Consider the following 17,392-nt stretch of genomic DNA (forward strand, 5'->3'; position numbering starts at 1 on the left):
TGTTGCCCGATGCGTCAGAACCCTCCCCCCCTCGCCCTTACGGCGAGGAGTGGGGAGCGAGCGAGATGCGCAGACGCGGTCAGACGTGCCGCGATTTGGTCTCTGGCCATAGGCCCCAGATAAAGCAGAAGTATCAATCTCGTCTGCGGGATGAACTGGTATCGCGCATCACCCGACAGCTTCCGCCTCGACTAGACGGACCGGCAGTTGGAGAATGGCGCGGGCCTCGACGCAGCGCTGGACCGCGATCCTGAACGATGACGCTTCAGCCGCCACGTGACGCCGAGCGGCTGAAAGCCAATCCGCTCGGCATCCATTTCAATGCCATCAACTGGTCGCGGGAGCGGGCCTTGAGGCCGGCAGGAAGCCGCAGCCACACTTCTTCAGCCCCAAAGGCTGTTGAAATGTTGCGGCGTTCCCAAGCGCCATATCAGCTGATCCGCGCCACCACCTCGCCATAGGAGACCGATACGCCGGGCTCAACCTCATGGTTCAGCCTGCCTGTACGGTGCGCCTCGATACGGGTTTCCATCTTCATCGCCTCGATCACGGCAATGACCTCGCCCGCCTCAACCTCGGCGCCATCTTCGGCAAGCCAGATCGTCAGCGTCCCCGCAACAGGTGCAGACACGACGGCCTCATCCAGCCGGGTCTCGGGCGCGAGTGCGGCACCCGCCCCATGATGGGGCACCTGTGCCAGCAGGTTTCCGGGCAGACCAAGCTGATGGCGCTTCCCGTCGATCTCGATGGTGACGCGCATCAGGGCGGCGGCGCCGGCCGGCTCGACCCGGGCATGCGGAGCGACGGCCTGAGACAGGGTTTCAGCGAAATCGGTCTCGATCCAGCGGGTATGGACGCGGAACCCCTCATCCGGGCTGGTGAAATCGTCATGCTCCAGCACCGCGATATCAAAGGGCAGAACCGTGGCGACGCCCTCGATGCGGAATTCGGCGAGGGCGCGGCGGGCACGGGCTATGGCCTCGGCGCGGTTCGCACCGGTCACAATCAGCTTCGCCATCATGGAATCGAAACTGCCCGGAATGATCGAGCCGCTTGTGACGCCACTGTCCAGCCGAACCCCCGGACCTGAAGGCGGGTCAAAGACATTGACAGGCCCCGGGGTCGGCAGAAAGCCCCGTGCCGGATCTTCGGCATTGATGCGAAACTCGATGGAATGGCCGCGCGAGACCGGCACGCTGTCATCTGCCAGCCGCGCCCCCTGCGCGATGCGGATCATGCTGCGCACAAGATCGATGCCGGTGGTTTCCTCGGTAACCGGATGCTCCACCTGCAGCCGCGTATTGACCTCAAGGAAGGAGATCTTGCCATTGGCCGAAAGCAGATATTCCACCGTTCCCGCGCCGGAATAGCCTGCATGGGCGCAGATGCGGCGGGCGCTGTCATGGATCTGCTCGCGCTGTTCCTCGGTGAGAAACGGGGCGGGCGCCTCCTCGATCAGCTTCTGGTTACGACGCTGGAGCGAACAGTCCCGGGTGCCCAGCACCTTCACGGTGCCGTAACTGTCAGCCAGCACCTGTGCCTCGACATGGCGGGGACGGTCCAGAAACTGCTCGATGAAACATTCACCCCGCCCAAAGGCGGCCTCGGCCTCACGGGTGGCGGACTGGAACAGTTCCTCAACCTCCTCAAGCCGCCAGGCCACCTTCATGCCGCGCCCGCCACCGCCAAAGGCGGCCTTTATGGCGATGGGAAGCCCGTGTTCGCGGGCGAAGGCCAGAGCCTCGGCGGGGCAAAGGACGGGGCCGGGCGTGCCGACGACCAGAGGAGCGCCCACAAGCTCTGCAATGCCGCGCGCCTTGATCTTGTCTCCCAGAGCCTCGATCACCGCGGGATCAGGACCGATCCAGATCATGCCCGCATCCTGCACCGCCTGGGCGAATTCGGCGCGCTCCGCCAGAAAGCCGTAGCCGGGATGAACAGCATCGGCCCCGGCCCTGCCCGCGATATCCAGAATCTTGGCGATATCCAGATAGGTTTCAGCCGGCTTTTCCCCCTCCAGCGCGTAAGCCTGATCCGCCATGCGCACAAAAAGCGCATCGCGGTCGCTGTCGGCATAAATGGCGATGGAAGTGATCCCCTCATCACGGCAGGCACGGATGATCCGAAGGGCGATCTCACCCCGGTTGGCGATCAGGAGGCGGCGGATTGGCCGGGTCGGCCCCGAGGAGAAAAGGGTCATTCGGGCTGTCCTGCATTGATAGGGGCAAAGGGAGCGGCGGCGGTGAAGCGGATGCGGGCACCGGGCGGGATCTGTCCCGCCAGATCCAGCGCCTCCGGCATCAGGGTCGCGATCACCGGATAGCCGCCGGTCAGCGGATGGTCGGCCAGAAACAGCACCGGTTGCCCGGAATGCGGGATCTGGATCGCGCCGGTCTCCGTGCCTTCTGAAGGAAGTTCGCGCGCATCGGGGCGCGTGAGGGGCTCCGCCCCCTCCAGCCGGATGCCGACGCGCGAGCTCTGGGGCGTGACCAGCCATTCCTGCGACAGGAAATGCTGGACCATTTCGGGCGTGAACCAGTCGGTACGCGGTCCCAGTGTCACGGGAAGCTCCACCAGATCGCCCGACCGTGGCAGCTCGGGTTGCAGTTCCGGCTCCCCGGTCGCCATCGTCTCCAGCCCGCCCGCCCCAAGGCCGGTTCCGGGCTGAACCGGATCAGGGCCGACAAAGGCCAGCGTATCGGTGGCGCAGGAGCCCAGTACCGGCTGAACAGCGAAACCGCCACGAAGAGCCAGATAGCTGCGCATTCCGGCCTCAGGCGGGAGGATCAGCACCTCGTCGCCTGCATCCAGCGCGAAGGCTGTGCCCCGGGGGATCATATGGCCTGCGACCTGCGCCTGCCCTGCTCCGGTCAGGGCCAGCGTCACCGGGGCTTCCGCCCGCAGCCGCACCGGGCCGAGGGTCAACTCCAGCACGGCGGCCTGGGCGGGATTGCCGACCGCGCGGTTGGCCCGGTGCAATGCGCCCATGTCCAGCGCGCCGGAGGTCGAGACCCCCTGTCCGCCCTGCCCCAGCCGTCCCTCATCCTGAAAAACCGGGGGAAAGGCGCTTGCGAGCAGGGTCAGAACGGGGTTGCCCTCGGGCCGGGATGGCGTGGCGACGGGGTGGATCCTGGCGACCCCCTCGACAAACCGCACACGCACGCCGGGGCGAAGCAGTGCGGGAGGATCCCGTGAAAGATCCCACATCGGCACACGGGTCGTGCCGATCAACTGCCAGCCACCGGGGGTGTCCTGCGGGTAGATGCCGCAAAAACGGGCCGCCAGCGCGACCGAACCGGCCGGAATACGTGTCCGGGGTGTGGGCCGGCGCGGCAGCTCGAAGCGCGGATCATCGCAGGTCATATAGGCAAAGCCGGGAGCGAAGCCGCAGAAGGCGACCTGCCATGTCGCCTCCTGATGTGCGGCGATCAGTTCCCGGATGCCCAGGCCCAGATGGCGGGCCACGTCCTCCAGATCCTCGCCATCATAGGTCATCGGAATCTCGACGACCTCCACCTCCCCCACGTCGCGGCTGCCCCCCGGGGCGGGCGCGCGCGCCCTGATCGCGGCGGCGAGGACAGCATCTGCCGCCACGCCGGGCACGGTTCGGATCATCAGCGTGCGCGCCGCGGGGATCATCTCGCTCACGCCGGGCAACGGCTCGGCCAGAAGCGCGTCGAAAAGCGCCAGGGTCTGGTCCAGATCGTCCAGCTCGACCAGCAGGGTGCGTGGGCCAATGGGCAGGAACTGCATCGGCCTAGACCTGCCAGTATGTGTCAGGAATATCGGTCACGAACATATATCCTGGCGCATGGGTGATGGCGAAGGGCGGCTTCGAGGCCATGACTGCCGCCTGAGGGGTGACGCCGCAGGCCCAGAACACCGGCACCTCCCCCTCGCGCACCGGCACGGGATCTCCGAAATCCGGCCGCGAGAGATCAGCAATCCCCAATGCCTCCGGCTGACCGATATGGACCGGCGCGCCATGAACGGCCGGGGTGCGACCCGAGATGATGACCGCCTCGGAAACCCTGTCCGCCGGGAGCGGGCGCATGGAAACAACCATCTGCCCATGCAGCCGCCCGGCCGGGCGACAGGGTCGATTGGTCAGATACATCGGCACATTGCAGCCATGGGCGATATGGCGCACCTCGATGCCCGCCTGTTGCAGAGGGGTCTCGAAGGTGAAGGAGCAGCCGATCAGGAATGTCACCAGATCAGGATGCTCGGCCCATGCCTCTGTCGCATCGCCGGTTTCCTCGGCCAGAACGCCATCGCGCCAGACCCGGTAACGGGGAATATCGGTGCGCAGATCAGCCTGTGGCGCCAAGGCGGTGCGATGGCTGCCCGGGTCCGTCACATCCAGCACCGGGCAGGGTTTGGGGTTGCGCTGGGCATAGAGCAGGAAATCCCATGCCCAATCCTTGGGCAGGGAAATCATGTTGCATTGCGTGAAACCAGGCGCGATGCCGGCGGTGGGAACAGCCAGGCCCTGACGAAAGCTCAACCGTGCAGCAGCGCTCTGGGCGGGATCAGGAAGCAGGGTCATGCGGTTTCCTTTACGAATGGTGCGATGGTAACGCCACCCTCGATCAGCACCTCACGGATGCGGGCGGCCATGGACACGGCGCCGGGACTGTCGCCATGCACGCAGATGCTGTCGGCCTGCAAGACCAGATCCGTGCCGTCGACAGCCTCGATCACGCCCTCTCTGGCCAGTCGCAGCATGCGGGCGGCGATCCGTTCCGGATCGTGCAGCACCGCCCCGGCTTCGCGGCGCGATACCAGCTGGCCCGAGGGCGTATAGGCCCGGTCCGCGAAAGCCTCGGACACGGTCTCCAGCCCCGCGTCCCGCGCCTGAGCAAGGACAGGAGACCCGGCGAGCCCCATCAGAATGAGACCGGGATCGATCTGCCTGATCCCCTCGATGACGGCGGCGGCCTGCCGGGCATCGGTGGCGATGGTGTTGTAGAGCGCACCATGCGGCTTCACATAGGTCACGCGGGTGCCCGCTGCGGCGCAGGCCCCCTGCAAGGCGCCAATCTGATAGATCACATCAGCGACCAGTTCGGCATGGGTCAGGTCCATCGGGCGCCGCCCGAAACCGACCCGGTCGGGATAGGATACATGCGCCCCGATGGCCACTCCGCGTGCCGCGGCCTCACGCGCCGTTGCCAGCATGGTTTGCGGATCGCCAGCATGAAAACCACAGGCGAGGTTTGCCGAGCTGACGATTCCCAGCATGGTGACATCATCACCCATGCTCCAGGCCCCGTAGCCCTCACCCAGATCACTGTTCAGGTCGATTGTTCGGGTCATCTTGTCCTCCACGCTTGGGGTCAGACCGCCAGGAAGGCGAAGATCGGGCCGATGGACTTGAAGCCCATGTACCATGTCAGCAGGCAGACCAGCGCGCCCAATGCCAGCAGGATACGGTTGTAGTGGTGCCCGCCCAGAAGATCGGGCCGCGCATAGCCGACATACATGAAGATGGTGAAGCCGATGGGCAGAATGAGCCCGTTGAAGCCACCCACAAACACCAGCAACGCGGCAGGTGCGGTGCCGATGGCCAGATAGATGGCCAGTGACACGGCGATGAAGGCCACGGTCGCCATGTTCCGCCCCCGCTCGTCCATGTCGCGGAAAACCGTCAGGAAGCTGACAGATGTATAGGCGGCGCCGATGACCGAGGTGATGGCGGCGGCCCAGAAGATCAGGCCGAAGACGCGCATGCCCCACTCTCCAAGAGCAGCCGCGAAAGCCTGCCCGGCCGGGTTCGCGGCATGGCCCGAGAGATCAAGCGTCACACCAGAGGTGACAACGCCGAGGATCGCCAGAAACAGCACGAAACGCATCACACCCGTGACCGCGATTCCTGTCAGCGAGGCGCGGGTGACGGCAACCAGATTATGCTCTCCGGCAAGTCCCTTATCCAGCATCCGGTGTGCGCCGGCATAGGTGATATAGCCGCCCACAGTGCCGCCGACGATGGTCGTGATGGTGGCAAAATCCAGAACATCCGGCAGCACCGACTGGCGCAGCGCCTCGCCCACTGGCGGGTTTGAGATGATGGCGACAACCACTGTCATGGCAATCATCATCAGGCCCAGAAGGATCATCAGCCGGTCCAGCAGCACGCCCGCCCGCTTGGCCAGAAACACCCCGATGGCAAGGAAAGCCGAAATCGCGCCGCCAACTTTCGGCTCAAGCCCGAACATCGCGTTCATCCCAAGCCCTGCACCCGCGATATTGCCCATGTTGAAGGCAACACCGCCGATGACCACCAGCACGGTGAGCAGATAGCCCGAACCGGGGATTGCCGCATTCGCCGTATCGGAGGCGCGCTTTCCGGTCAGCGCGGTGATGCGCCAGATATTCATCTGCACCACGAAGTCGATCAGGATCGACGCCACGATCGCAAAGGCGAAAGCCGCACCAAGCGTTGCGGTGAAAGTGGCTGTCTGGGTGATGAAGCCCGGCCCGATCGCCGAAGTCGCCATCAGGAAGATCGCCGCCATGAATCCGCCTCGCGTGGCGGCTTTGGCGGCTGAGGGGGTCTGAACGGATTCGGCCATCAGCCATGCTCCTGCTGCAAAGGAGGGTTGCGCACCCTGAATGACTCACCCTCTCTGAATCGTCCCCTTCAAGTCAATAATTATGTGACGATCATGCGAAGATTGCTCAACAATTTTGCATTGTTGTCGCACCGATAGCTACATAGTGCCGCGCATCTATGCAGCATGGCCGTGCCGGAAGCAGGTTTGGGTTGGTTTTTTGCCCCTGCGACACTAGGATAACCCCTTGTTGCAGCGCCTGATCCCTGCCCCAACGTTCGATTCGACCCCACTCCGCTTCTGCATCAGGAGAAGTCCCTGTCCGACGAGTCCCACCCCAGTCTGGTCGAAACCACTGCGCGGCGATTGAGAGAGGCGGTGATCTGCGGGCAGATCACCCCAGGACAGCGCTTGTCTGAAGTGCAACTGAGCCAGCAGATGCAGGTCTCGCGGAATTCCCTGCGTGAGGTTTTTCGCCTGCTCACAAGCGAGGGCCTCCTGCGCCACGAGCCCAACCGTGGCGTGTTCGTGGCGACCCCTTCAATGGCCTCAACGCTGGATATTTACCGGGTGCGCCGCCTGATCGAGGTGCCAGCCCTGGCCCATGCCTGGCCCAAGCATGAAGCCGTGGCCCGGATGCTGGCCGCCGTGGAGCGCGCCGAAGCCGCCGCCGAGCATCATGACTGGCAGGAGGTGGGCAGCGCGAATATGGATTTTCACGCCGCTATCGTGGCTCTGACTGACAGCCCGCGGCTCATCAACTTCTTTGCCGAGGTTTCGGCCGAGCTGCGTCTGGCCTTTGGGCTGCTGCAAAGCTCGGAGCTGCTGCACGCCCCCTATATCCCGCTCAACCGCAGGATTGCGGAAGCCTTGCAGGCTGGAGACACCGCGGGCGCGGCACACATGCTGGATGATTATCTCACCCAGTCAGAGCGTACATTGATGGAAGCTTTTGCTCGGCTAGGCTAGGCGGATTCATTCTCGCCTGAATAGCCATGCGCCTTCGCAGTGTGTCTCCGGGCTCAGAGACCTGACCGCGACAGGCAAGTCCTGCGCGCATGAACCAACCGTGACGGCACCTCGCCCCTCCCTACCCCTGAGAATCCGGCCCTGATCTGCAAAGCAGATATTCCGGAAGAGTGGTTCAGGGGCCGTACAGGCGCGAAAAACTCAACCGCGCATCAGGACTCGGCATCAGAACGCGCCGCCAGACGGGCGCGACGCACGCTTATGCCCAAGACCAGACCCAAGCCGAAGGCCAGCAGAAGAAGCAGGAGAGCCTGAATATTGAAGACCATCATGAGGCTTCTCCAGCATCATCCCGCAGCATGAAGTAACCGGTTGCAAAACCAACAAGAAGGGCGACCAGAAGATAGGGCCACAAAGCAAATGCAAGATAGATCACTGCCCTGCCCCTTCCTTGACCACGAACTCAATCCGCCGGTTTCGCGCCCGTCCCATTTCCGTTTCATTATCTGATACGGGCCGGGCATCTCCATAACCCACAGCAGACAAGCGCCCCTTTGCTACACCGATTTCCTCCAGAGCCTTCACGACAGCCTGCGCCCGCATGAGCGACAGGCGCTGGTTCGACGTGGGATCACCAAGGGCATCAGAATGCCCCTCGACACTGACATGCGCCGCCGGACAACGCTCCAGAACATAGGCCAGCCGATCCAGAATCGAGCGGCTTGAACGCAGAATACGCGCGCTGTTGCTGTTGAATAATATTGTGCCCCGCTCCATCAGGCCGGTCATCAGGGCCTGACACTCCACATCCTTCGCATGTTCCCCCGGCCGGGCGGCATGAATCTCCAGGCTCAGCGTATAAGGCGGCCTGATGCGGACCTTCATCTCGGCTTCAATTTCAGCAACTGCCGTTGCATTCAGAGCTGTGCCGGCAAGATGGAGTTGTGTGTCAGCGAGACTGAACTCCCCTGTTTCAAGACGCGCAAGCTGGGTCAATGCCTCCTCAACCACAGCCCCAAATCCTTCCGGAGCACCAGCTCCGATCACCGAAACATCCTGCACCTTTTCGTGCAGAAAATCCCGCGAGAGTGTCGTCAGCACCAACTCATGCACCTTTGTGCTCGGGAAAAACCCTGAAACCGTTATCCCGTCCTTGTCCCGGCGCACAGCAAAGACAAATGGCGAGATATCCGGCGGAACCACAGATGAGTTGACCTTCAAGTTGGAAGGAGGCGCATCAAGAGCGCGTTCGAGCTGAACAAATGCTGCAGAATCCAGCGCCTCGCCCTTCAGAACAACTTCTCCCTCAAGAGCGCTGACCTGCCCCGCGCGCAATTTGGAAAGTTGCTCAACCAGAAATATGGATGTCGCAGCCCACGCCTCGGGAGCCGGCCCACCACTGGCCAGACGGATTGCATCCTGCACAGGCGCTCCGGGAAAAGCATTTCTCACGGCATCATTCAGCAGCCGATGCGTTTCCTCTGAAGGCGCGTATCCCGAAAGACGTACTCCCTCATTTCCACGTTCAAGTTGCCATGTAAAAGGTGAGGCACGCGGGGGCTCGACCGTAAAGCGCTTGAGCTGGAAACCTTCCGGCACTTTCCGGCGGGCCTGCGCAAGCTCACCATAGGCATCAAAGGTTTGCGCCTGCCCCTCGATCGTGACGGCGCTATCGACCAATGAGATCTGGAGCTGGGGAGAGATGGTCAGCAAACCGGCCGCATAGCGCACCGCACGCAACCAGAGATCCGTGCTTGGCGCACCATCGGCAAGGCGCGTCTTGTCCTGCACATCAAGCCCCGGCAGCACCTCTCGGATAACCAGCCGCACATTTTCACGCGTATCTTCTGAGGGCACATATCCGCTCAGCCGCAGGATATTTCCCTCCCGGCTCGCCGACCACAGGAAAGGCGAGGCAACGGGCGGGCGCACAGCGAAGCGGGCAAGGCTCATGCCATAGGGCAATGGTCCACGCAGGGCTGAACCCAGCATATCGAATGTTGCCAGATCCTCCGCCCGCCCCTCTATCGCAAGAGCCCCGTCGGAAAGCGTAATTCGCCCGGCCGGCAGCTTGCCCAGCTGCTCCAGCCCGAAGGTCACGAGAGCTGCAAAATCACCGGGAGGCGCACCACGCGCCCGCACCAGATTTTCGGCCCCGGAAACAATGAAGCCCTCTGCCTTTATCGTATCGAGAATACGCTGTCGGGTGGCTGTGGAAGGCACATATCCTGAAAGGGCGATGATCTTGCCATCCTTGACAGCACTGAAGGTGAAGGGGCGCCGCTCCGGCAGCAGGGTGGTTGCATCCTCCACGACCCGGACACCGAATAGATTCAGAAGTGAGCTGTGAACCTTTTGACGCGCCCTTTCTGCCAGGGACTCTCCCTCCAGAATGGCATCCCGTCCTTCAAAACGCGCGGATGCCCAGGACTCTCCGGTCTGCTCAAGCATGTCCTGCGCACGCTGGGCCAGATCTTCCTCGACAGATCCGCGGGCAAAAATCAAGGTCGCTCCCGCGAGAGCGCACCATGCAAGCAGCCCCAAAGCGAGCACCCAAGGCCGCCATGCATGCTGGCGGCGGCGTTCTGCTGACACTCGTTTGCCTCCTCGCCCGGCCGCCTTCAGGACCGCATTCTGCCAGACACCTTATGGGGTCGCAAATTCAGGCCTCTTCACCATGATGAAGAATGGAACAAGACTGCCCTGCGCCCTGATAACAGCATGAAGGAAATGCAGTTAGCGCCCTCATTTTGTATCTTTTTATACGAACCACTCAAGTCCAGGGAGAAGAAAAACACAGTCCACTTATGCACCGGACAGGGATACACATCAACATTTCAGGAAAGAAAGGAAGGACACCTAGAAGGCGTACCATAATACAAAAAATCCCCGGCAGTTTCCTGCCGGGGACTTTGAATTGACTGATAAAATCAGATCAGAAGTTGCGCTGGATGCGCACGCCGCCAGACCACAGATCGGTGGAACCACCGAAGCCAACCGGAGCGGACAGACCGGGGACGCCGGCGCCGAACTGGCCGTCATTGTAGTCGTGCTTGCCTTCAACCTTCGAGTACAGCACTTCAGCTGCGATATCGAGGTTCTTGACCGGGGACCAGATGGTGTTGAAGCCAACCTGCCACAGCTTGAAGTCAAGGAAGCCGTTGTCGTAGGCGAACTGGGTCTCAGGCGCATCCACGTCCACATAGCCGACCATGACGGCAGAGCGGAGGCCCGGGGTCCAGAAGTGGCGATACTGACCGGTGATCGACCAAGCGGAGGTCTTGTCGTAGCCGTCAACGCCGTTGAACACGATGTCGGACAGCTGGTAGAAAGCACCGTTGGTGATCGCGGTACCGCCGAAGCCAGTGGTCTTCACACCACCGAACTGGGTGGCATTGGCAGTGGCGCGGTCAGAACCGTTCAGGCCGACATAGTTCAGCGCACCGTCGCCATAAGCGGCGGTCACGAAGAAGCTGTCACCCTGGGAGAAGGAGCCGAGATCGAACTCGAGCGTACCGCCGATGGCCCAACCCCAAACGTCCGAAGAGGAGTTGAAGTAGTCAAAGGCGTTGGTGTAGCGCGACTGGTGAGCAGCACCAGAGATCTGGGCGGAGCCCCAAGCCTGCTCGACGCGGAGCGTGCCGACGACGTCGGGAGCCTGGGAACCAGCGCGCTGAGCGGCCGGCAGGTTGTAGGCGTCGTCGTTGTAGACGTCGATGAAGCGCTGGTCTTCAACCGAGAGGCTGGCCGAGAAACCGTTGCCGAACTGCGCCGTATAGGCAAGCAGGTTCATCTTGCGCTTGGTCATCGTGTAGGGGGTCGTCAGCATGTAGTTCAGCTGAGGATCGAAGATCGAGGTCGTGTAACCAGCGGTCAGGCCAGCGAACTGGATGAACGCGCGGTCAAGCTCGATGCCGGTGCCGCCATTCGCGTTGCTCCAGCTGTCGAGGTTCATGCCCATGCCGACATACGAACGCAGGGTGCCGTATTCGGTCTGGGTGCGGGCATCAATGGTGGCAAGGCCACGAACGCGAGAGCGGTAGCTGTCGCGACGGTCGTCCTTGATCAGCGAGCCGGACTGGTTGCTGATGAAGGGATTGAAGGTGCCGGTGGCGTTGATGTACGTGTCAAAACGGACATAACCACCGATCTTGAGGCAGGTGTCGGTGCCGGGGATGTAATAGTAGCCCGCGCCATAAGCGGAGCAAACCTTCACATACTCGACGGCCTTCGCCTTGACAGGCAGATCAGCAGCGTGGGCTCCAGCAACCGCGACGAGACCCGCCGCACTACCCAGGAGAAGGCTCTTCACCATCTTCATATTGACCTCCAAGTTGGTTCCGAGGGAGCGAGCGCCGCATCGCGGATGTTCATTCATCCTTGTCAGCTCTTGCCCCGATTTTTCCCAATTGATCCCCGGCAGCACCACAATTGACGCGCCAGGAAGATCATGGGCGACCGGGGTTGCCCCCCTCGTCGCATCGTCAAGATACCGGGCATCGTTCCCCGATCAATCCTAAACACGCACTCCAAAGGCGCATGAACGATGGTTTCGCCGCCACTGTTGCAAGAATAACACTCCGATCGATACCCTACCCAGACACCAATCAGGCCAACCTCCCGACTGTTGCCTCAACATCACAGTTTTGCCACGGATCGTTCATTTTCAACGCTCGATATGCTGCCACATTCTCGATGCGGCAGATATTCGCAGGCCAACGCCCGGCGAATTTGTGACCTTTTGGTCGCTCACCCGGCAACCATCCACAGGGGCAGGCGCGGCTTACCCGAATACCGCGATGTAGATTTTTTATCTGGAAAAAGACGAATCCGCCCGGCCGTCGCCACTGAATCGGCTCATCAATCCGTATTGATGCATCAATACCTTTCGATGATATGCTTGATAGATAACTCCATGTGGATGCGGGATGCCCCTGTGAGGGAAACCGCGCTACAAGCATCCTGAAGAAGTACCCATCTGTTCCGCATCCGGGATATGCCGGCTGCATTGGCTAAGAAGGCCCTCGCAATGAGTTTGCACGGAGACCTTGGCGATCCGACCCGACTGGATGTCGCCAACCGTCTGTTCTTTCGGCTCTATCAATGTTCGAATCTTCTGCACAAGAACGGCATGCGGCATATGTCGGGCTTTGGGGCGACCACCCAGCAATGGGCGGTTCTGGGCGCGCTGGCGCGTCCGCTGGTGCATGACAAGGGCATGTCCGTAAAGGAGCTGATGGAATTCCTGCTGCTCAGCCGCCAAAACCTGACCGCCGTGCTGGACCGGCTGGAATCGCGCGCGTGGATCGAGCGCATCCGCGACCCCGAGGATGGCCGCAGCCGGCTGATCCGCATGACCCCGGCCGGAGAATATGCGTGGGGCGAGATGCAGGAGCCGATCGAGGAGTTTTTCTCCGCCGCTCTCATCGGCTTGAGCGATGCAGAACAGCTCCAGCTCTTCCAGTTGCTGGACAGGTTGCGCTCGGGCCTCAACACGGCCTGAGCGCAACTGCGCCACTCGCCCGCACCTGTCCGAATGGAGATGGCAGGCCCCATTACCAACAGGCTTTAGCACCCATCAGACCTTCATCCCGCTTGACATCGGACCTGTAGCAGGGCCTCATCAAACCATGTTTTGCATCAGCACCATTCACCGTCGCCCCTGCCCTGTCGCAGGAATATGACCCCGCTCCCGGCCCCTGCGCTTCCGGGTGCTGGGGGTGAATGATCAGTTGTTTCTGTAACGGAACGCTGAAGCGCAAACTTTTTCATACTCTTCCATCTCGCCCCTGCACCGCTGAAAAGGCTGTGCCGGTTTTCGCGCGAGCCGGATTCCAGAGCCATGGTGAGGACTCATGAGAAAAGCCACAAAGACTGGCCGTCTGCCCACAATCGTTCTCAATGAAGAGGACCATGAACGCCTGACTGGCCTGGCGACGGCCTTCCTCTCCCGCAACCCGGATGTTGCCGAGGAACTGCTGACCGAACTGGAGCGCGCCAAGGTGGTGCCTGCCAAGCGCCTGCCCGCAACAGCCGTACGCATGGGGTCGACCATCACCTACAAGGCGAATGGGGCGGAGCGCACCGTTTCTCTGGTCTATCCCGGTGATGCGGACATTGCCGCCGGCCGCATTTCCATCATGACGCCGATTGGCGCGGCGCTGATCGGCCTTTCCGAAGGCCAGTCCATCACATGGACAGCACGGGACGGGCGCCCGAATGAGCTTGAGGTTCTGTCCGTCAAGAATGTCGAAGAGGCAGAGGGCTGATTTCAACACAACAGGGCATGAATCGCTTCATGCCCTGTTGCTGCACCTGCCGGTATATGTGTCCATTTCCAGCCGCCCATCGGCGGAAGGTGAGCAGAAAAGCTAGTTCTTTCCGGACGTGATGGCGGGCGCCGCTGCCTGCCCTTGCGCGGCCTGTTCCTGCGCTTCCGGCTCGATCACAACAGTCGCGGTCATCCCGCTCACCAGTGTCAGATCTTCCGGTACGGCATCCAGCTCGATACGAACCGGGATGCGCTGGGCCAGCCTGATCCACTGATAGTTCGGCTTCACGGCCAGCAGGCCCGCCTGTCCCTGCGGGTTATCAATATCCTCAATACCCCGCGCGATCGATGACACCTTTCCGGTCAACGGCGGACCGCCAGCCATGAGATAGATGCTCGCCGGCGCGCCCAGAGGGATGAAGAACAGCTTCGTTTCCTCAAAATAGGCTTCGATGCGCAGGGACGCGGCATCCACGATCGCCATGGATTGCGTGCCCATGACAGCATAGTCACCCGGATTGAGATTGATATTGGTGACCCATCCATCCGCACGGGCGCGGGACACTGTCCAGCTCAGCTGAAGCTTGGCATGATCAAGCTGCGAGACCGCGGTCTGATAATCCGCCTCCGCGGCAGCCGCGGCCAGGCGGGCATCTTCCTGCTGCTGGGCTGTGACCGCAAGATTGGACAGGTTGTTCATGCGGTCTGAGACGGACTGCTTCATCTCCCAGGTTGCCTTGGCGCTGTTCATGCGCGCCTCGGCTGTCCGCACTGCAATCTGGTAAGGCACATCATCAATGGTGAAGAGAATGTCGCCCTTCTTCACGAACTGGTTTTCACGCACCTGCACGGAAGTGATCTGGCCGGAAACCTGCGGGGCCAGCTTGATGATGTTGGCCACCACCCGCCCGTCGCGCGTCCAGGGTGAATAGAAATAGTACTGCCACAGCAGCCAGGTGCACCAGACCGCGCTGGCAACCAGAAGCAGCGTGGCGAAAACCCTGACGACAGACATTCCCCGCATTACAAAGCCCATTTACTGCAGTGGTATGAAAATGAAGGTCAGGCTGAATATGATGCCAACCAGACAGAGCCGCACCAGTTGCACATGCCAGAACCATTGGTAGATGTTCATCCGCACCAGAATTGCATCTAAAATGAGATAAATGACGAGGCTGGCGAGGAAGTAGAAGAAAATGGCCGGGACATATATCCCGGCTATCGAAATCTCACGAAGCATAATGCAACTCGCGCCTCTCCCTGGCTATCTGCCCCGCTCCGGCAGGAGGACTATCCATGCGGTTGGAACCAGATGCAATGCCCCTTAGCATTCTTTATGGGCCCGGGAAACGGAAGGGGTAGACTTCCGCAGCCTTCAACCACCGGCTCTGATGCGCCGCGCCATACGCCCGGCCTGCCCTTCCAAACCCTGCGCGCATCTGGCTTTCATGCCAGAGCGGCTAGACGGCACACGCAGGACATGCCCTTCGGCAAGCTCAGCTCGCCGGCGATAGAAGCGTCAGCAGACGAGCGGCGGCAGCCATTTCCTTCTCACGCGCCGCACGCCGCGCCGCAGCCTGCTCATCCTCGCCCCACTGGTCTCGGTTCCAGTCCTCATCCACATGCGCGGCACCCCAGGCGGCAACCGCATCCTTGTGACCATATGCAACAGCCAGAGCCAGCAGGGCCGAGCCGGTGAGCGTGGTCATGGAATGGATCGCAGCCAGTTCAAGAGGCTGCTCGGGCACAAGGGCGCGAACCCTGGCGAGGGCCTTTTCCGGCTGGGCAACATGGCAAATGCCCTCCGCCAGATAGAAGCGCGCGCCATGGGCATCACGCATCCAGTCCAGCACATCATCCCAATGCCGCGCCTGCCGATCCACCAGCCCCTGTGGGCTTTCTGCCCGGTACAGAAGCATGTCACTGCCGGCATAGCGGACCACTTCGTCCCTCACCGTATCGACTTCCGCAGCCACCCGGTCGAGGGCCACATTCACCAGGCGGGTGAGTGGCATGGAGAATGGATCGATTTCCTCTTCCTGCGCCTGCCATTCCGCCACAAGCGCCTCGGCCAGCGGCCGTGTCGGCACCTCGAGCCGGGCGCGGGCCGGAGTGCGTACGGGGCGACCATCCAGCAGAATGGTGAAAACGCCACCGGCTTCCTCGCCGATGGTCACGTCCTTGTAGAAGCGCTTCGGCAAGGGTGCTCGCTGCGCCGCACGGGCACGCGCGACGGGATCCTCAGGCAGGGCGCCATCTTCCAGATCCGTCAGAAAGTCCCGCATCGCCCTCTCCTGTCAGCGCTCTGTAGCGCGCGCGAGTTCACCGGAAATCTGCTCCAGGGCCTCAGGCACATCCGTAAACTGGTTCACCAGAAGGTGCGCGCCTGCGGTGCGCAAATCCTCCACCGGATGATACCCCCATGAAACACCCAGGGCACCGGCTCGGGCCGAGCGGGCCATGGCCATATCAAAAGCCGTGTCGCCCACCACAATCGTCCGCGATGGCTCCGCCCCCAGTTCCTGCATGGCCTGAAACACCATGGCCGGATGCGGCTTGGAGGGGGCATCATCCGCGGTCTGTATGGTGTCGAACCAGCCCACCATGTCATGGGCGTCCAGAACCCGATCCACCCCCCGGCGGGCCTTGCCCGTCACCATGCCCAGCAGCACATCATCCCGCGCGCGCAAGGCGCTCAGCACATCCCGCGCATGGGGAAACATCGGCTCCGGCGGATTGGCATCGCGCAATTGCATGAAAGAGGTGCGGTAGGCTTCCGCCATCGCCATGACAGGATAGCCCTCCTCGCCTTCCGCCAGATTGGTGAAGGCTTCCGGCAGGGACAGACCCACAATCGACAGGATCCTCTCCCGCTCGGGGGGCGTACGTCCATTCATGGCGTAAGCACCATGCATGGCAGCCACGATCATGTGCTGGCTGTCCACCAGAGTGCCATCACAATCAAACAACACCAGAAGCGGTGCATTGGAGGTCATGAGTTCACCGCGAGCTGAGGGTCTGGGTGGCGATATCATAAACGAATGTGGATTCACCGGGATCCACGAACAGGATCCGCGTGAAACCGCGTCGTTCACACTGCCGGGGGAAGGGGCCGGCCACGATGAGTTCGGCCGTGGATGCAGCCGGATAATTGAAGGTCATCACAAGGGTCTTGTGTTCCGCGCCGGAGGTGGAGACCGAAAGGTCCAGCCCATTCTTGGAAAGGCTTTGCTCGGTTTCCTTGGCGAAGGCCTGACGCTCTTCAACCGTTGCCGGAACAATGGGCTCCTGCGGCTGCGCCTGAGGGGCTGCGGGCTTTGCCTCAGATTCTGCCTGCCCGGTGGCGCTTGCCTCGCCATCCTGCGGCCAAGCTGGCGGCGGAGCGGTCACCGCGGCAGACGGCATGCTGGCTTCAGGTGCAGCGGCCTCAGCGGCAGGCTGTTCGACAACGGATGGCGCCGCCGGGGCAGCCGCCTTCTGGCTGCCGGTATCGGAGAGCACCCACCACACACCTGCCCCGGCGAGCAAGGCCACAACCGTCCCGGTCACACCAACCAGAACACGGGTCAGCGTTCCCGTGCGCAAGGCATGATGGCAG

Annotated in this window: 15 protein-coding genes and 1 pseudogene; 4 read left to right on the forward strand and 12 right to left on the reverse strand. The window is 62.0% G+C overall.

Features of this window, described 5'->3' with window-relative positions:
* Positions 1 to 162: 162 nt before the first annotated feature.
* Positions 163 to 344, forward strand: a pseudogene (locus ACT6QG_RS10245) (VirB8/TrbF family protein); the annotation flags it as partial.
* Between the two features lie 86 nt (positions 345 to 430).
* Here the strand turns inward: ACT6QG_RS10245 and ACT6QG_RS10250 are convergent.
* Genes ACT6QG_RS10250 through ACT6QG_RS10270 form a run of 5 tightly spaced genes read right to left on the reverse strand, consistent with a single transcriptional unit; the run spans position 431 to position 6,575 of the window.
* Positions 431 to 2,167 (reverse strand): acetyl/propionyl/methylcrotonyl-CoA carboxylase subunit alpha, encoded by a 1,737-nt coding sequence (locus tag ACT6QG_RS10250; protein ID WP_444977785.1) that lies wholly within the window; start codon positions 2,165 to 2,167, stop codon positions 431 to 433.
* Positions 2,168 to 2,196: 29 nt separating this feature from the next.
* Positions 2,197 to 3,753: a 5-oxoprolinase subunit B/C family protein gene (locus tag ACT6QG_RS10255; protein WP_444977474.1), complete on the reverse strand. Its 1,557-nt coding sequence runs from the start codon at positions 3,751 to 3,753 to the stop codon at positions 2,197 to 2,199.
* Positions 3,754 to 3,757: 4 nt separating this feature from the next.
* Positions 3,758 to 4,549 (reverse strand): putative hydro-lyase, encoded by a 792-nt coding sequence (locus ACT6QG_RS10260; protein ID WP_444977475.1) that lies wholly within the window; start codon positions 4,547 to 4,549, stop codon positions 3,758 to 3,760.
* Positions 4,546 to 5,319 carry a LamB/YcsF family protein gene (locus tag ACT6QG_RS10265; RefSeq protein WP_444977476.1) on the reverse strand — a complete coding sequence of 258 codons (774 nt, stop codon included), beginning with the start codon at positions 5,317 to 5,319 and terminating at the stop codon, positions 4,546 to 4,548. The genes ACT6QG_RS10260 and ACT6QG_RS10265 overlap by 4 nt, the downstream gene beginning before the upstream one ends.
* Before the next feature lie 20 nt (positions 5,320 to 5,339).
* On the reverse strand, positions 5,340 to 6,575 hold the full coding sequence (locus tag ACT6QG_RS10270; RefSeq protein ID WP_444977477.1) for an NRAMP family divalent metal transporter: 1,236 nt from the start codon (positions 6,573 to 6,575) through the stop codon (positions 5,340 to 5,342).
* 321 nt (positions 6,576 to 6,896) lie between these two features.
* Between ACT6QG_RS10270 and ACT6QG_RS10275 the strand changes: the two genes are divergently transcribed.
* Positions 6,897 to 7,523 (forward strand): GntR family transcriptional regulator, encoded by a 627-nt coding sequence (locus ACT6QG_RS10275; RefSeq protein WP_444977786.1) that lies wholly within the window; start codon positions 6,897 to 6,899, stop codon positions 7,521 to 7,523.
* Between the two features lie 432 nt (positions 7,524 to 7,955).
* Here the strand turns inward: ACT6QG_RS10275 and ACT6QG_RS10280 are convergent, their stop codons facing one another.
* Both ACT6QG_RS10280 and ACT6QG_RS10285 read right to left on the reverse strand, forming a co-directional pair.
* The gene (locus ACT6QG_RS10280; protein WP_444977478.1) at positions 7,956 to 10,028 is read right to left on the reverse strand and encodes an OmpA family protein; all 2,073 of its coding nucleotides are present in this window, start codon (positions 10,026 to 10,028) and stop codon (positions 7,956 to 7,958) included.
* Between the two features lie 430 nt (positions 10,029 to 10,458).
* Positions 10,459 to 11,844, reverse strand: coding sequence for a porin (locus ACT6QG_RS10285; protein WP_444977479.1), 1,386 nt, complete (start codon positions 11,842 to 11,844; stop codon positions 10,459 to 10,461).
* Positions 11,845 to 12,654: 810 nt separating this feature from the next.
* On the opposite strand from ACT6QG_RS10285, the gene ACT6QG_RS10290 reads away from it, so the two are divergent.
* Together ACT6QG_RS10290 and rnk are read left to right on the forward strand one after the other, a co-directional pair.
* Positions 12,655 to 13,026 carry a MarR family winged helix-turn-helix transcriptional regulator gene (locus ACT6QG_RS10290; RefSeq protein WP_444977480.1) on the forward strand — a complete coding sequence of 124 codons (372 nt, stop codon included), beginning with the start codon at positions 12,655 to 12,657 and terminating at the stop codon, positions 13,024 to 13,026.
* A gap of 352 nt (positions 13,027 to 13,378) precedes the next feature.
* On the forward strand, positions 13,379 to 13,792 hold the full coding sequence (rnk, locus tag ACT6QG_RS10295) for a nucleoside diphosphate kinase regulator (protein WP_444977481.1): 414 nt from the start codon (positions 13,379 to 13,381) through the stop codon (positions 13,790 to 13,792).
* Between the two features lie 102 nt (positions 13,793 to 13,894).
* Here the strand turns inward: rnk and ACT6QG_RS10300 are convergent, their stop codons facing one another.
* The 5 genes from ACT6QG_RS10300 to ACT6QG_RS10320 form a co-directional block, all read right to left on the reverse strand.
* On the reverse strand, positions 13,895 to 14,809 hold the full coding sequence (locus ACT6QG_RS10300; RefSeq protein ID WP_444977482.1) for an efflux RND transporter periplasmic adaptor subunit: 915 nt from the start codon (positions 14,807 to 14,809) through the stop codon (positions 13,895 to 13,897).
* A gap of 21 nt (positions 14,810 to 14,830) precedes the next feature.
* Positions 14,831 to 15,034 carry a DUF1656 domain-containing protein gene (locus ACT6QG_RS10305; protein WP_444977483.1) on the reverse strand — a complete coding sequence of 68 codons (204 nt, stop codon included), beginning with the start codon at positions 15,032 to 15,034 and terminating at the stop codon, positions 14,831 to 14,833.
* Between the two features lie 256 nt (positions 15,035 to 15,290).
* Complete coding sequence (locus ACT6QG_RS10310) at positions 15,291 to 16,079, reverse strand: ATP12 family chaperone protein (RefSeq protein WP_444977484.1); 789 nt, start codon at positions 16,077 to 16,079, stop codon at positions 15,291 to 15,293.
* 12 nt (positions 16,080 to 16,091) lie between these two features.
* A complete protein-coding gene (locus ACT6QG_RS10315) occupies positions 16,092 to 16,790 on the reverse strand; it encodes an HAD-IA family hydrolase (protein WP_444977485.1) in 699 nt (232 codons plus the stop codon).
* A gap of 4 nt (positions 16,791 to 16,794) precedes the next feature.
* Positions 16,795 to 17,379, reverse strand: a complete 585-nt coding sequence (locus tag ACT6QG_RS10320; RefSeq protein WP_444977486.1) for a hypothetical protein — start codon at positions 17,377 to 17,379, stop codon at positions 16,795 to 16,797.
* Positions 17,380 to 17,392 lie beyond the last annotated feature (13 nt).

The organism is Haloleucobacter ellipsoideus, assembly GCF_052491725.1.